Raw genomic sequence first — 14,415 nt, 5'->3', positions numbered from 1 at the left:
GTCATAGCCGTATGTCCCTCCTGAACACACCCCTGCACGAGCTCGACCCGGCCGTGGCCGCCGTGGTCGACGCCGAGCTGCACCGGCAGCAGTCCACGCTCGAGATGATCGCCTCGGAGAACTTCGCTCCGGTCGCGGTCATGGAGGCGCAGGGCTCGGTCCTCACCAACAAGTACGCCGAGGGCTACCCGGGCCGCCGCTACTACGGCGGCTGCGAGCACGTCGACGTGGTCGAGCAGATCGCGATCGACCGCGTCAAGGAGCTGTTCGGCGCCGAGCACGCCAACGTGCAGCCGCACTCGGGCGCCCAGGCCAACGCCGCCGCGATGTTCGCGCTGCTCAAGCCGGGCGACACCATCATGGGTCTGAACCTCGCGCACGGCGGGCACCTGACCCACGGCATGAAGATCAACTTCTCCGGCAAGCTGTACGACGTCGTCGCCTACCACGTGGGCGAGGACGGCCGGGTCGACATGGCCGAGGTCGAGCGGCTGGCCAAGCAGTCCAAGCCGAAGCTGATCGTCGCGGGCTGGTCGGCCTACCCGCGGCAGCTGGACTTCGCGGAGTTCCGCCGGATCGCGGACGAGGTCGGCGCGTACCTGATGGTCGACATGGCGCACTTCGCCGGGCTCGTCGCGGCGGGGCTGCACCCGAACCCCGTACCGCACGCGCACGTGGTGACCACGACCACCCACAAGACGCTGGGCGGCCCGCGCGGCGGTGTGATCCTCTCCACGGCCGAACTCGCCAAGAAGATCAACTCCGCTGTCTTCCCCGGTCAGCAGGGCGGTCCGCTGGAGCATGTGATCGCGGCCAAGGCGGTCGCCTTCAAGGTCGCCGCTTCGGAGGACTTCAAGGAGCGCCAGCGCCGTACGCTGGAGGGTGCCCGCATCCTGGCCGAGCGCCTGGTGAAGGACGACGTCCGGGCCGTGGGCGTGGACGTCCTGTCCGGCGGCACGGACGTGCACCTGGTCCTGGTCGACCTGCGCCACTCGGAGCTGGACGGCCGGCAGGCCGAGGACCGCCTCCACGAGGTGGGCATCACGGTCAACCGGAACGCGATCCCCGACGACCCGCGCCCGCCGATGGTGACGTCGGGTCTGCGGATCGGCACACCGGCCCTGGCCACCCGGGGCTTCACGGCCGAGGACTTCGCGGAGGTCGCGGACGTCATCGCCGAGGCGCTGAAGCCGTCCTACGACGCCGAGGCGCTCAAGGCCCGGGTGAAGACCCTGGCCGACAAGCACCCGCTGTACCCGGGTTCGCACACATAACGAAGAAACCTTTCAGGGCGCCCCGTTCCGCGTGGGCGGGGCGCCCTGTCCCCCTGCACCACCCCTTGCACCACCCCCGTAGTCAGGAGTCCCCGTGGCCATCTCGGTCTTCGACCTGTTCTCGATCGGCATCGGCCCGTCCAGCTCCCACACCGTCGGCCCGATGCGCGCGGCCCGGATGTTCGCCCGGCGGCTGCGCAACGAGGAGCTGCTGGCCCCGACCGCGAAGGTCCGCGCGGAGCTCTACGGCTCGCTCGGCGCCACCGGCCACGGCCACGGCACGCCCAAGGCGGTGCTGCTCGGCCTGGAGGGCGACTCACCGCGCACGGTGGACGTGGAGAAGGCCGACGAGCGGGTGGAGACGATCAGGGCCGGCGGCCGGCTGAACCTGCTGGGCGAGCACGAGATCGCGTTCTCCTACGACGACGACATGGTCCTGCACCGCCGCAAGGCCCTGCCGTACCACGCGAACGGCATGACCCTGTGGGCGTACGACGCCTCGGGCGCGGAGCTGCTGACGAAGACGTACTACTCGGTCGGCGGCGGCTTCGTCGTCGACGAGGAGGCGGTCGGCGCGGACCGCATCAAGCTCGACGACACCGTGCTGAAGTACCCCTTCCGCACGGGCGACGAGCTGCTGCGGACGGCCCAGGAGACCGGCCTGTCCATCTCGGCGCTGATGCTGGAGAACGAGCGGGCCTGGCGCACCGAGGAGGAGATCCGCGCCGGACTGCTGGAGATCTGGCGGGTCATGGAGGCGTGCGTGGCGCGCGGCATGTCCCGCGAGGGCATCCTGCCGGGCGGTCTGAAGGTGCGCCGCCGGGCCGCGAACACCGCCCGCAAACTGCGCTCCGAGGGCGACCCGAAGGCCCTCGCCATGGAGTGGATCACCCTCTACGCGATGGCGGTCAACGAGGAGAACGCGGCCGGGGGCCGGGTCGTCACCGCCCCGACGAACGGCGCGGCCGGCATCATCCCGGCCGTCCTGCACTACTACGTCAACTTCGTGCCGGGCGCCGACGAGGAGGGCGTGGTGCGCTTCCTGCTCGCCGCGGGCGCGATCGGCATGCTGTTCAAGGAGAACGCGTCCATCTCCGGTGCCGAGGTCGGCTGCCAGGGCGAGGTCGGCTCCGCCTGCTCGATGGCGGCGGGCGCGCTGGCCGAGGTCCTCGGCGGCTCGCCGGAACAGGTCGAGAACGCGGCCGAGATCGGCATGGAGCACAACCTCGGCCTGACCTGCGATCCCGTGGGCGGACTGGTCCAGATCCCGTGCATCGAGCGCAACGGCATGGCCGCGGTGAAGGCCGTCACGGCGGCGCGCATGGCGATGCGCGGCGACGGCTCCCACAAGGTGTCCCTGGACAAGGTCATCAAGACGATGAAGGACACCGGCGCCGACATGTCGGTCAAGTACAAGGAGACGGCCCGGGGCGGGCTGGCGGTGAACATCATCGAGTGCTGACCTGTCCCGGTCGGCCGTCTGTCTGTCTGTCTGTCTGTCACATCCCCCTCCTAAGCTGGGGCCACCGAGCACCAGGGGGTGGGGCACAGTGGCGAGGCGGCCGGAGAGCACCGATGTCGTGGCGGCGGTGCGGCGGGTTTTCCGCGAGGGACTGCTGAGCGGCAGGTCCGCGTTCGCGCCGGAGGTGCCGGCCTGGACCGGGGCGACGGCCTCCGATCTGCGGGTCCGGTTCGTGGACCAGCCGGACGAGTCCTCGGACACCTTCCTGGTCAAGCTGCGACGCCAGCTCGACGGCGCGCCCGACGCGACGGTCGTCCTCGCCGCCGAGCTGCTGTTCGTGAACATGGCGCCGCTGGTGCCCGAGCAGATCGGGTTGGCCAAGAAGCGGCAGATCCTCGGCGAGGTGCTGTCCTGGGCCGGCCGTCCGGTGGCCGTTCCGCACGATCTGGAGCCCGGCCTGAAGGGCTTCCTGCACGGCGGCCAGGGGTTTCTGAACTACCGGTGGGCGCAGTTCCAGATCCTGGTCCTGCTGGTGGAGCGGCTCGCCGCGATGACCCCGGCCGGGCGGGAAGCGGCGTTCGAGGACCCCTGGGGCTTCAGGGCCCTGTGCCTGGCCATCCAGGAGTCGGTCGGGCACAAGAAGGGGCGTGCGCAGATCCACGTCCTGCTGTTCCTGCTGTTCCCGGAGACGTATCAGCCGATCGCCAGCGCCCGTCACAAGCAGGAGATCGTCACGGCGTTCGCGGACGAACTCCCCGAGCCCAGCGGCGACGCCGACCACGACCTGCTGGAACTGTGCCGGACGCTCCAGGCGCAGACCGGGCAACCGGTCGACTTCTACGACGAGCCCTGGGTGCGCAGATGGCGCACGGGTGCCGTCGAGCACGAGCAGCGCGGCTGGCTGGTGCGCGGGTACAACGTGGACGGGCGCAACTTCATCCCCGACTGGCTGCGGCGCGGCTACTGCTCGATGTCCTGGCGGGAGATCCCGGAGATCGCCGCCGGCTCCGCCAAGCAGGACGTCCAGCGGGCCGTCGCCGAGGCGATGCCGGAGGCCAGCGCCCAGTTGCGCGCGCAGGCCGCGTACCAGTTGCACGCCTTCCTCACCCTCATGCAGCCGGGCGACCTGGTCGTCACCGTCACTCCCGACGAGGTGCATGTCGGCACGGTCCAGGGCCCGGCCGCGTACGACGTCTCGGACGGCCCGGACAACGCCCGGCGCCGGCCGGTGCGCTGGGCCACCGCCGAGCGGCCGCTGGTCCGCGCGGAGCTGCCCGAGCGCGTGCAGGCCCGGCTGCCCCTGCCGCCGACGGTCTACGACATCAGCAGCGTCGCGGCCGAACTCGCCGAGCGGGCCGGGCTGGAGGACGTGGTCGCCGAGGAGCTCGTCGACGTCGACGTCACCAAGGCACTGGAACTGCCGCCGGTCACCGAGGAGCTGGCCGCACGGCTGCTGATGCCGCTGGACTGGCTGCGGGAGACGGCCGAACAGCTCCAGGAACAGGGGCAGCTCGTCTTCCACGGCCCGCCCGGCACCGGGAAGACCTACCTGGCCCGCGCCCTCGCCCGGCATCTCGCCGGCCCCGACCGGGTGGAGCTCGTGCAGTTCCACCCCTCGTACACCTACGAGGACTTCTTCGAGGGGTTCCGTCCCGTCCGGGGCGAGGGCGGCTCGGTGGTGTTCGACGTCGTGCCCGGGCCGTTCCGGCTGCTCGCCGAGCGCGCCGCGAAGGACCCGGCGAACCCGTACGTGCTGGTCGTCGACGAGATCAACCGGGCCAACCTGGCGAAGGTCTTCGGCGAGCTGTACTTCCTGCTGGAGTACCGCGAGGAGCCCGTCACCACCCAGTACAGCCCGCACGCCCCGTTCACCCTGCCGGACAACCTGTTCCTCATCGGCACCATGAACACCGCCGACCGCTCGATCGCCCTCGTCGACGCGGCGATGCGCCGCCGCTTCGCCTTCCGCCGCCTCTCCCCCGAGAAACCGCCGGTCCGGGGCCTGCTGGACCGCTGGCTGCGCGAGCGCGGACTGCCGGACACCGCGGCCCGGCTGCTGGACGAGCTCAACGCCCGGCTCGGTGACGCCGACCGGGCGATCGGGCCGTCGTACCTGATGAAGCCCGCCGCGGCCCGGCCGGAGGGGCTCGACCTCGTGTGGCGCACCCAGATCCTGCCCCTGCTGGAGGACCAGCTCTACGGCACGGGTGTCGACGTGGAGGAGGAGTACGGCCTGCCCGCCCTGCGTGCGGCGCTCGGGCCGGACCTGGAGGACGCGTGACCGGCCTCGACCTCACCGTGCGGGAGACCGGCCCCGGCACCGTGCGGGAGCTGACCGGCGACCAGATCGCCGGGCTGCTCGGCGTGCCGGACCTGGTCCGGCTCACCCCGGCGGCGGGCGGACGCTGGCGCCTGCGGGGGAACCAGAAGGTCGGCCTGGTGCGCCTGCGCACGCCGTCCGGCGGGACCGTCCAGCTGCACCTGCGCCCCAAACTCCCGGTCCGTGACCTGCTGTTCCTGCTCTCCTACTCCCCCGGCGACCCCTGGCGGCCCGAGCCGGTCACGGCGGCCGAGTCGGACGAGCTGCTGCCCGCCGTCGCCGACCTGCTCGCCCGCACCGCCCGCCGCACCCTCGACACGGGAGTGCTGCACGGCTACCGCACGGTCGAGGAGGACCTGCCCCTGATCCGCGGCCGGATCCGCACGGCGGACCAGTTGCGCCGGGTCGGCCTGCCGCTGCCCGTCGCCGTGCGCTACGACGACCACACCCCGGACATCGCCGAGAACCGCGTCCTGCTCACGGCCCTGCACCTGGCCGCCCGGCTCCCGTCAGTCCCCCGGCGCACCGCCCTGACCCTGCGCCACCTGGCCGGCCGCCTCACGGGCGTCCGTCCCCTCCACCCCGGCGCGCCGCTGCCCCGCTGGACGCCGAACCGCCTCAACGCCCGCTACACGCGCGTCCTGCGGCTGGCCGAACTGGTGCTGTCCGCCCGCTCCGTCCAGCCGTCCGGGGGCTCTCCCACCGCGGCGGACGGCTTCCTGCTCGACCTGCCGGACGTCTTCGAACGGTTCCTCACCGTGGCGCTCGGCGACACCCTCGCCCGGCAGGGGATCCGGTGCGCCGGGCAGGAGGGACACCACCGCCTGGACGAGGCCCGCAGGGTGCGTCTGCGTCCGGACATCGTGCTGTACCGGGCGGGCCGCCCCGTCTCCGTGGTGGACGCGAAGTACGTCTTCCTCGACAGGCCCGCCCCCTCCACCGACCACCTCGGCCAGTTGCTCGGCTACTGCACCGCGCTCGGCCTGCCGCACGGCCACCTCGTCTACGCCGCCACCGCTCGGGACGGCCCGGCCGACCACGTCATCCGCCGCTCCGGCATCACGGTCACGGCCCACGCCCTGGACCTCGCCCGCCCACCGGCCGAACTCCTCGCGGCCGTCGCCGAGCTGGCTGCCCGGATCACCGCCACGGCGGCCGGCATCCACCCGGCGATCCGCCCGAGTTGACATTTCCACGCCGGTGCCGCAGCAGGCCGTGCCATGGTGGTAGGCACCAACTCCCCTCCCCCACCAGCATTTCAGGGAGCCCCCATGCTGCGCGGCATCGACGTGAGCGCCTACCAGTCCTCCTCCTACGACACCGACGGCCTCTCCTTCGTCTTCGTCAAGGCGACGGAGGGGCGTTCCTACGTCAACCCCAGACTCGCCGCCCAGACGAAGCGGGCCCGCGACGCGGGTCTGGTCGTCGGCTTCTACCACTTCCTGTGGCCCGGCAACCTCACCGCCCAGGCCGAGTACTTCCTCGCCAAGGCCCCGGACCGCCCGGGCGACATCCTCGCCGTCGACTGGGAGACGACCAGCAACGGGACGCACGCGAGCAACGCGGAGAAGGACCTGTTCATCCGGAAGCTGAAGGACCGCCGGCCGGACAACCAGGTCATCCTCTACGCGAATCGCCACTTCTGGCTGAACATCGACACGACGTCCTACGCGGGCGACGGCCTGTGGATCGCCGACTACGTCAGTGCCGGGAAGCCGCGCATCAAGGCCAAGTGGCGATTCCACCAGTACACCGACGACCCGCTGGACAGGAACGTGGCCGCCTTCGAGAACAAGGCGGCGCTGCGGAACTGGGCCCAGGACGCCTAGACGGACCCCCTCTAGCCGCTGAACTCCGCCGTGCGCTCCGGGGACGCCTCCGCCAGGGCCTTGGTGACCGCCTCGACGCCGCCGCGCAGGCCGTAGACCGGGGTGCCGGGCTGCTGGCGCCAGGAGTCGTCGAGACCGCCCGCGTCGACGGTGTCAAAACCGAGTTCGTCGATCAGGTCGCGCACCTTGCGCTTGGCCGCCGCGTCGTCTCCGGCCACCGGGAGGGCGATGCGGCCGGGGTCGCCGGCCGGCAGCGGGCGGTCCAGGATGTCCTGGGCGTACGTGCCGTTGAAGGCCTTGATCACGGAGTGGCCGAGCTGCCGCTCCGTCCAGCGGCTCTCGGTGAGGCCCTCGTCCTCGATCGCGGCGATCCTGCCGTCGCGCTGGCGGGGGTAGTAGTTGCCGGTGTCGATGACCGCGACGCCGTCGGAAGCCTCGTCGAACAGGCCGGACGGCAGGTCCGGGACCGCCTTCAGCGGAATCGTGACGACGACGATCTCGGCGCCCCGCGGGGCCTCCTCGACCGTCACGGGTGTCGCGCCGGTCTCCTCCGCCAGGGCCGTGAGCGTGTGCGGACCGCGGGAGTTCGCGACGTACACGTCGTGACCGAGGGCGGTGAGCCGCCGGGTCAGATTGCCGCCGATGTTGCCCGCTCCGATGATGCCGATCTTCATGTCCTCGCCTCGCCCTTCCAGGGGGGTCAGGAGTTCCTGGCCAGCTTCGTGATCAGGTCAACCGTCGGGGCAAAGGGGCTATTCCGCCTTCCGGGAAGGTGTGAAGGGATCCTCCAGTTCGCCGCGCAGTACCTCCGCCGCTCCCTCCGCGTCCCCGTCCGCCACCGCCCGGACGAGTGCCTCGTGCGCCTCGTCGCCGGTGTCGGGGTCGTCGGCGCGCAGGCCGGTCAGGGACAGCAGCTCGATCAGGCCCTCGCGCAGGACCGGGCTGAACTCGGCGAAAAGGTCGGCGAGCACCGGGTTGTGGGCGGCGGCGATCACCGCGGCGTGGAAGGCGATGTCCGCGTCGACGAAGGCGGCGTCGCCGGCCGTGCCGGCGGCCCGGCGGCCCTCCAGTGCGGCCCGGAGCGCCGTGACGTCCTCGGGGGTGCGACGGCGCGCGGCGAGCCGGGCAGCGTGCACCTCGACCGCCATCCGGACCTCGTAGACGTCGGTCACGGCGGCCCGGCGCAGCCGGGTCGGCCAGTCCTCGACCGGCTCGGTCGCGATGACGAAGACCCCGGCGCCCTGGCGGGACCGGACCAGCCCGGCTCCGGCCAGCGCGCGCAGCGCCTCGCGGACGGTGGAGCGGCCCACGCCCAGCTCCTTCGCCAGCGTCGTCTCCCCGGGCAGCCGGGTGCCGACCGGCCAGGCGCCGCCGGCGATCTGCTCGCGCAGCCGTGCGGTGGCCTGCTCGACCAGGGGGCTGGGGCGGACGGAGCCCAGCGGCATGGCTTCACCAACTTGTCTGAGGAGTGGGAGGTTTCCACTTGTCTGAGGACCTGAGTGGTGGATAGCGTACTGCGCATGATCTTCCGCGGTCTTCTTCTCGGCTGCCGCGGCGGGGCCTGACGCGACCGGCACCCCGCCGCGGGGCGCCGTGCTGCCGGTCACCGTCCGACCGAGCCGGAAGGCCACAGCCGACGATGACCACCACCCCTGCCCCGGCCTGGAACCCCCAGCGCCCGGGCCCCATGCCCTGCCACCGCTACCGCCCCTTCCAGGAGCGCGTGCACGTTCCCGCCGCGGACCGCGACTGGCCCGCCGCCCGGATCGAACGCGCTCCCCTCTGGGTCCCCGTCGACCTGCGCGACGGCAACCAGGCCCTCGCCGAACCGATGGACACGCCCCGCAAGCGCCGCTTCTTCGACCTGCTGACCGGCATGGGCTTCAAGGAGATCGAGGTCGGCTACCCCTCGGCGAGCCGCACCGACTTCGACTTCGTGCGGCACCTGGCGACCTCCGGTGCCGTGCCGGACGATGTCACGCCCGTCGTGTTCACCCCGGCCCGCCGGGACCTGATCGACCGCACCTTCGACGCGATCGAGGGGCTGCCGAGGGCTGTCGTGCACCTGTACATCGCGACCTCGCCGGTGTGGCGGGACGTCGTCCTGGGGCGGGACCGGGCCGAGGTGCGGCGGACCGTGCGGGAGGCCGCCGAGCACATGGCCCGCCGGGCGGACCGGGCCTCGTCCGTCCGTTTCCAGTTCTCCCCGGAGACCTTCAACCTGACCGAGCCCGACTACGTCCTGGACCTGTGCGACGGGCTGACCGAGCTGTGGGACGCGAGCTGGGACCGGCCGGTCACCCACAACCTGCCGGCGACCGTGGAGATCGCGACGCCGAACGTCTACGCCGACCAGATCGAGTACGTCCACCGCCACCTGTCCCGCCGCGACAGCGTGATCCTCTCCGTGCACCCGCACAACGACCGCGGCACCGGCGTCGCCTGCGCCGAACTGGCCGTGCTGGCCGGCGCCCAGCGCGTCGAGGGCTGCCTGTTCGGCAACGGGGAGCGCACCGGCAACGTCGACCTGGTGACCCTGGCGCTCAACCTGTACGCGCAGGGCGTCGACCCGATGATCGACTTCCGGGACATCGACACCGTCCGGGAGACGGTCGAGCACTGCAACCGGCTGCCCGTGCACCCGCGCCACCCGTACGCCGGGGAGCTCGTCCACACCGCCTTCTCGGGCACCCACCAGGACGCGATCAGCAAGGGCCTGGCCCGGCACGCCGAGCGGGCCCGGGAGCTGGGCGTGCCCGAGCGGCAGGCGCCCTGGTCGGTGCCGTACCTGCCGATCGACCCGGCCGACGTGGGCCGCTCCTACGAGGCGGTGATCCGTGTGAACTCGCAGTCGGGCAAGGGCGGCATGGCCTACCTGCTGCGCACCCACCACGGCGTCGACCTGCCCGCGCGCATGCGGCCGGACTTCTCCCGGGCCGTGCAGGAGGCGACGGACGACAGCGGGCGGGAGATGACGCCGAAGGAGCTGTACGCGCTGTTCCGGGCGACGTACCTGGTGGCGGACGGGGAGGTCGCGCTGGAGGCCTGGTCCGTGCACCGGGACGAGGCCGGCGGCCACCGCTTCGTGTGCACGCTGCGCACCGGCGACCGCACCGGCGACTACGAGGGCACCGGCGGCGGCCCGGTCTCCGCGTTCGTCGACGCGCTGGCCGGTGCCGGGATCAGCGTCGACGTGCTCGACTTCTGCGAGCAGAGCGGCGACGAGGTCACGGACGCCTTCGCCGAGTGCCGTGTCGGCGGCAGGACGTGCTGGGGCGCGGGCCGGGACTCCTCGTCTCCGGGCGCCTCGGTGCAGGCGGTGCTGTCCGCGGTGAACAGGGCGCTGCGGTGACGCCGGTCGTCCTGCGTGCCGAGGACGTCCACGTCGTACGCGACGGCCGGCCGATCCTGGCGGAGGTGTCGCTGACCGTCCGGGCCGGGGAGCACTGGGCGCTGCTCGGCGCCAACGGCGCGGGCAAGTCGACCCTGCTCGCTCTGCTCGGCGCGCTCGTCCACCCGACCCGGGGCTGCGTGGAGGTGCTGGGCCACCGGCTGGGCCGGGTCGACCTGCGGGAGCTGCGCGCGCACGTCGGGCATGTCGATCCGCGGCATCCGCTCACCTCACCGCTGCGGGTACGGGACGTCGTCCTGACCGGCCTGACCAACTCGGTGGAGCCGCTGCCCCGGTGGCGTCCTGCGCCGCAGCAGCGGGAGCGGGCGGAGCGGCTGATCCGGACGCTGGGGCTGGCCGAGCACCGTGAGGCGCGCTGGCCCACGCTCTCCCAGGGGCAGCGCGGCCGGACCCTGATCGCCCGGGCGCTGATGCCCGAGCCCCGGCTGCTGCTCCTCGACGAGCCGGCCACCGGCCTGGACCTGCCGGGCCGGGAGCAGCTGCTCGGGGCCCTCGGGGAGCTGCGCCGGGAGCATCCGCACCTGGCGACGGTCCTGGTCACCCACCACCTGGAGGAGTTGCCGGCCCACACCACGCACGCCCTGCTGCTGCGCGAGGGGCGTCCGCTGGCGGGCGGCCCGGTCGCCGGGGTGCTGACCGCCGACCGGCTCGGCACGTGCTTCGACCTGCCGCTGGCGCTGGAACGGCACGACGGCCGCTGGAGCGTCCGCACGACCCGGCGGGCGTGACGAGGGGCCCGGTCCGTCCGTGGACGGACCGGGCCCCACGCCCCGCGGCAGCTGAAGCGCCGGCGTCACTTGTTCAGGTAGGCCCAGAACTCGTCGAAGCTCAGCTTCTTGTCGCCGTCGAGGTCGCGGGTCTTGATGACGACCTCGGCGACCGACTCGGTGACGTTCCAGTCGCCGGACCGGGCCAGGGCGGTCTTGAACTCGGCAGCGGTGATGAATCCGTCACCGTCCGTATCGATCCGCTCGAACTGCTTGCGTGCTTCCTCGATGTCCGCCACCGATCCGCCCCTACTCTCGTGTTTCAGGTCTTGCTGACGCAGGTCAGGTTAACTGCCCGTGCGCGCCTCCAGCGCGGCGACCACCCAGGCGAACTCCTCGTCGTGGGTCGGCTGGGGGTCGAGGCCGTTGACGATGGCCTGCAGTTCGCGGTAGCGGGCGACCCGTACGTTGAAGGCGGCCGTCAGGCGTTCGAGTACGGCGGCCCGGTCGGTGTCGCCGAGCAGGTCCCTCAGGACATCGTCGGCCTCCGGCGCCTCGGGGGCGATGCCGCGCTGCCGTGCCTGCGCCGCGAGCCGGACGAGCCGGCTCATGAACCACAGGGACGAACCGGCCGGGACGTCCGGCCCCCGGTCCGCCGCGTTGAACTCGATCATCTGCCGCATCTGCGCGCGGAAGCCGGGGTCCTGGATCAGCTCGGCGAGTTCCACCCAGGCGTCCACCTGCTCGGGCGTGGGGTCGTCGGGCAGGTTGGCCGCCGCGAAGCGCAGCCTGCTCCGGATGTCCGGGTCGGCCGTGTCGATCCCCTCGAAGATCTCCGCCATGAAGTCCTCGACGATCCGCCGCCGTTCGGCCGCCGAGAGCCGTGCCAGTCTGTTCATGAGTGTCATCTCCTCCGCACCGGAACCACGTTTGGCCACCGTCGACAGCACCGCACGGGTCACCCTGAGCGACCGGATCTGCGCGTCCAGTGCGACCACATGGGCGGCAGCGACCTGCGCGAGCGTCGTCTCGCCGGCCAGGACCCGGTGGACGTCCGCCAGGCCGAGGCCGAGTTCGCGCAGGGTGCGGATCAGCTCCAGGCGGGCCACGGACGCGGCGTCGTACAGCCGGTAACCTCCCGCGGACCGGGCCACCGGGGGCAGCGCGCCCTCGTCGGACCAGTACCGGATGGTGCGCACGGTCAGCCCGGTGACCCGGGCCAGTTCGCCGATGGTGAGCAGGCCGGTGCCGTCGTCGATCATGTCTGGGAGTCTGGGCCTTCCAGTGGGTGGAGACTCAAGGAGCACGTGGCGGACACTCTGGGGGACATACGTCGGACACCTTCGGCGTGCTGCTGCCCGGCGCCGCGCTGGTATTCACCGCGACTGTGGATGCGGGAAGGCCGGCCGTGTGGTCCAGGCGAAGACGAAGGCCGGTACCACGGGGATCAGCGCCATCCACGGGAGCATCCCCACCGGGATGGTACTCAGCAGCCCCCCGGCCAGGGCTCCTCCTCCGATGCCCAGGTTGAACGCGGCGACGTACCAGGAGGACGCGGCGTCGGGCGCGGTGGCTCCCAGGTGGAGAACGCTCGACTGCAACGTCACCGGCAGCGCGGCGAAGGCAACGCCCCATAGGGCGACGGCCGCCACAGCGAGTGGCTGCAGTCGGATGCTCGCACCGAGCAGCACCAGTGAGCCGGCCATCAGGGCGATGGTGCCGAGCAGGACGGTGTGCGGGCGACGGTCCACCAGGACACCGCCGAGCCATGTCCCCAGGAAGCCCGTCAGTCCGTACAAGGCCAGGAGCATGCTGGTGGCGGCCTCACTGAAGGCGGCAGCGTCGTGCAGGAGGGGGGTCACGTAGGTGTAGACGGTGAAGTGTCCGAGGATGAGCAGCGCGGTTGCTGTCACCATGCGTCGTAGGCCGAGCAGGCGCAGCGCGCCGCCGAGTCCTGTCGACTGCGGCGGGGCGGGACGGTGGGGAATGTCCGGCAAGAGTCGCCGGGCGGCGGCGAGTGTCCCGAGACCTAGGGCCGCCGCGGCGCAGAAGGCACCGCGCCATCCGACGACGCCGCCGAGGACTGTGCCCAGGGGAACGCCCAGGACAAGGGCCGCTGAGTTTCCGGCGAAGACGACAGCTGTTGTGCGGCCCGAGCGGCCGGGCGTGGCGAGCGCGGCTGCGTATCCGGCGACGATCGACCAGAAGACCCCGTGCGCCGTTCCGCACAGGAACCGGCCGATCGCCAGTGTCGGGTAGCTCTCCGCGGCCGCGGAGAGCACGGTGCCGAGGGAGAAGACCGCACTCACGGTCATGTAGAGGCGCTTGCGCGGCCAGCCGGCGGTCCAGTGGGTGAGCGGAGCCGCGGTCAGTCCGACGGTGAAGGCGTACACGGTGACCAGCAGCCCCACCCGTGATCGCGCGACTCCCAGATCGTCGCTGATCGGTGTCAGCAGTCCGACCGGCAGCAACTCTGTGGTGACGACGACGAAGGTCGTGGTGGCGAGAACGAGCAGGCCGGCCCGGCGCCGGGCCGGCGGCTTCGTGGGCGGACCGGCCTGATCCGTGAGGAGTGGTGCGCTCACGCCGACGTGGCGGGGAGTGCGGCGAGGAACTCGCGTACGTGCCGGAGCCAGGTCGCCCGGTCCGCCGGGTTCAGGATGTGGGCGGCGCCGGGCAGTTCGATCAGCCGGGCGCCCGGGATGCCGGCCGCCAGACGGTACGAGCTCTCGGGCAGCACCAGTCGGTCGCCGGTCGGCGCCACGACCAGGGTGGGGGCGGACACCTTCGCCAGGTCGGCCCGGACGTCCACGCGGGACACCAGGTCGAAGTGGTCCAGCATGCCCGGCGGCATCGCGGCCAGGGTCTGGGCGACCGGTTCGTCCAGGGCGGCCGGTTCGAGGTCCGCCAGGTCCGCCGGGGACATGCAGGACAGAAGGGCGAGCCGTGCCACGTCCTCCCACTGACCTGCGGCTGCCAGGGACTTGATCAGCTGGGCGGCGAGCGCCAGGACGGGGTCGGCGGCAGCGAAACCGGCGGTGAGGACGAGGGCTCGGACACGGTGGGGATGCCGTGTGGCGATCCGGACGGCCACGGCGCTGCCGAGGGACTCCCCGAGGACGGCGAACGAGTCCTGGCCGGCCGCGACGGCTGCCGCGACCAGGCGGTCGGCGAGGTCGTCCAGGTCCAGGGGTTCGATGGCCACGGCGGAGCCACCGGCCCCGGGGTAGTGCGGGCCGACGAGGGTGTGGTCCTGGGCGAGGTCGTCGAGGACCAGGCCGAAGTTCCCCTCGATGCCTCCGCCGGCGCCGTGCGCGAGCAGAAGTGCCGGGCCGCTCCCCTGCACGAGAACGTCGAGGTGAGGGGTGGGAAGCGCGTGATCAGTGGTCATGGCGCCGACGCTAAACTCCG

Annotated in this window: 13 protein-coding genes; 7 read left to right on the top strand and 6 right to left on the bottom strand. The window is 72.2% G+C overall.

The features are described from left to right. The first annotated feature begins 11 nt into the window (after positions 1–11). The 5 genes from glyA (at position 12) to CCL05_RS24770 (ending at position 6,885) form a co-directional block, all read left to right on the top strand. Positions 12–1,274 (top strand): serine hydroxymethyltransferase, encoded by a 1,263-nt coding sequence (gene glyA / locus CCL05_RS24790; RefSeq protein ID WP_086562693.1) that lies wholly within the window; start codon positions 12–14, stop codon positions 1,272–1,274. A gap of 94 nt (positions 1,275–1,368) precedes the next feature. Continuing rightward, positions 1,369–2,736: an L-serine ammonia-lyase gene (locus CCL05_RS24785; protein ID WP_086562692.1), complete on the top strand. Its 1,368-nt coding sequence runs from the start codon at positions 1,369–1,371 to the stop codon at positions 2,734–2,736. Between the two features lie 88 nt (positions 2,737–2,824). After that, entirely contained in the window at positions 2,825–5,017 is a 2,193-nt protein-coding gene (locus CCL05_RS24780) for an McrB family protein (protein ID WP_086562691.1), read from the top strand. Then, the gene (locus CCL05_RS24775; protein ID WP_086562690.1) at positions 5,014–6,243 is read left to right on the top strand and encodes an McrC family protein; all 1,230 of its coding nucleotides are present in this window, start codon (positions 5,014–5,016) and stop codon (positions 6,241–6,243) included. The genes CCL05_RS24780 and CCL05_RS24775 overlap by 4 nt, the downstream gene beginning before the upstream one ends. A gap of 84 nt (positions 6,244–6,327) precedes the next feature. Further along, on the top strand, positions 6,328–6,885 hold the full coding sequence (locus tag CCL05_RS24770; RefSeq protein ID WP_086562689.1) for a GH25 family lysozyme: 558 nt from the start codon (positions 6,328–6,330) through the stop codon (positions 6,883–6,885). Positions 6,886–6,896: 11 nt separating this feature from the next. Here the strand turns inward: CCL05_RS24770 and CCL05_RS24765 are convergent, their stop codons facing one another. After that, complete coding sequence (locus tag CCL05_RS24765) at positions 6,897–7,559, bottom strand: NADPH-dependent F420 reductase (RefSeq protein ID WP_086562688.1); 663 nt, start codon at positions 7,557–7,559, stop codon at positions 6,897–6,899. A 78-nt stretch (positions 7,560–7,637) separates the two neighbouring features. Next, positions 7,638–8,330, bottom strand: a complete 693-nt coding sequence (locus CCL05_RS24760) for a FadR/GntR family transcriptional regulator (RefSeq protein WP_086562687.1) — start codon at positions 8,328–8,330, stop codon at positions 7,638–7,640. A gap of 194 nt (positions 8,331–8,524) precedes the next feature. On the opposite strand from CCL05_RS24760, the gene CCL05_RS24755 reads away from it, so the two are divergent. After that, positions 8,525–10,237: a 2-isopropylmalate synthase gene (locus CCL05_RS24755; RefSeq protein WP_086562686.1), complete on the top strand. Its 1,713-nt coding sequence runs from the start codon at positions 8,525–8,527 to the stop codon at positions 10,235–10,237. After that, positions 10,234–11,025 (top strand): ABC transporter ATP-binding protein, encoded by a 792-nt coding sequence (locus tag CCL05_RS24750; protein WP_086562685.1) that lies wholly within the window; start codon positions 10,234–10,236, stop codon positions 11,023–11,025. Before CCL05_RS24755 ends, CCL05_RS24750 begins: the two co-directional genes overlap by 4 nt. Before the next feature lie 65 nt (positions 11,026–11,090). On the opposite strand, the gene CCL05_RS24745 is transcribed toward CCL05_RS24750, so the two are convergent. From CCL05_RS24745 to CCL05_RS24730, 4 genes are all read right to left on the bottom strand, one after another. Then, complete coding sequence (locus tag CCL05_RS24745; protein ID WP_020271014.1) at positions 11,091–11,303, bottom strand: EF-hand domain-containing protein; 213 nt, start codon at positions 11,301–11,303, stop codon at positions 11,091–11,093. A 48-nt stretch (positions 11,304–11,351) separates the two neighbouring features. Further along, positions 11,352–12,266, bottom strand: coding sequence for a MerR family transcriptional regulator (locus CCL05_RS24740; protein ID WP_086562684.1), 915 nt, complete (start codon positions 12,264–12,266; stop codon positions 11,352–11,354). Between the two features lie 114 nt (positions 12,267–12,380). Next, a complete protein-coding gene (locus tag CCL05_RS24735; RefSeq protein WP_208641611.1) occupies positions 12,381–13,589 on the bottom strand; it encodes an MFS transporter in 1,209 nt (402 codons plus the stop codon). Continuing rightward, positions 13,586–14,395 (bottom strand): alpha/beta fold hydrolase, encoded by an 810-nt coding sequence (locus CCL05_RS24730; protein ID WP_086562683.1) that lies wholly within the window; start codon positions 14,393–14,395, stop codon positions 13,586–13,588. The genes CCL05_RS24735 and CCL05_RS24730 overlap by 4 nt, the downstream gene beginning before the upstream one ends. Positions 14,396–14,415: the final 20 nt, after the last annotated feature.

The sequence above is a fragment of the Streptomyces africanus genome, assembly GCF_002150735.1.
GTDB lineage: Bacteria > Actinomycetota > Actinomycetes > Streptomycetales > Streptomycetaceae > Streptomyces > Streptomyces africanus.
Note: the sequence above shows the minus strand (reverse complement) of the source record. Positions and strands in the feature narration are given on the sequence as shown.

Bases quoted from the DNA above. Each gene is read 5' to 3' on its own strand.
- CCL05_RS24760 (WP_086562687.1), bottom strand. From the start codon at position 8,330: ATGCCGCTGGGCTCCGTCCGCCCCAGCCCCCTGGTCGAGCAGGCCACC.
- CCL05_RS24740 (WP_086562684.1), bottom strand. From the start codon at position 12,266: ATGATCGACGACGGCACCGGCCTGCTCACCATCGGCGAACTGGCCCGG.
- CCL05_RS24755 (WP_086562686.1), top strand. From the start codon at position 8,525: ATGACCACCACCCCTGCCCCGGCCTGGAACCCCCAGCGCCCGGGCCCC.
- CCL05_RS24770 (WP_086562689.1), top strand. From the start codon at position 6,328: ATGCTGCGCGGCATCGACGTGAGCGCCTACCAGTCCTCCTCCTACGAC.
- glyA (WP_086562693.1), top strand. From the start codon at position 12: ATGTCCCTCCTGAACACACCCCTGCACGAGCTCGACCCGGCCGTGGCC.
- CCL05_RS24765 (WP_086562688.1), bottom strand. From the start codon at position 7,559: ATGAAGATCGGCATCATCGGAGCGGGCAACATCGGCGGCAATCTGACC.
- CCL05_RS24730 (WP_086562683.1), bottom strand. From the start codon at position 14,395: ATGACCACTGATCACGCGCTTCCCACCCCTCACCTCGACGTTCTCGTG.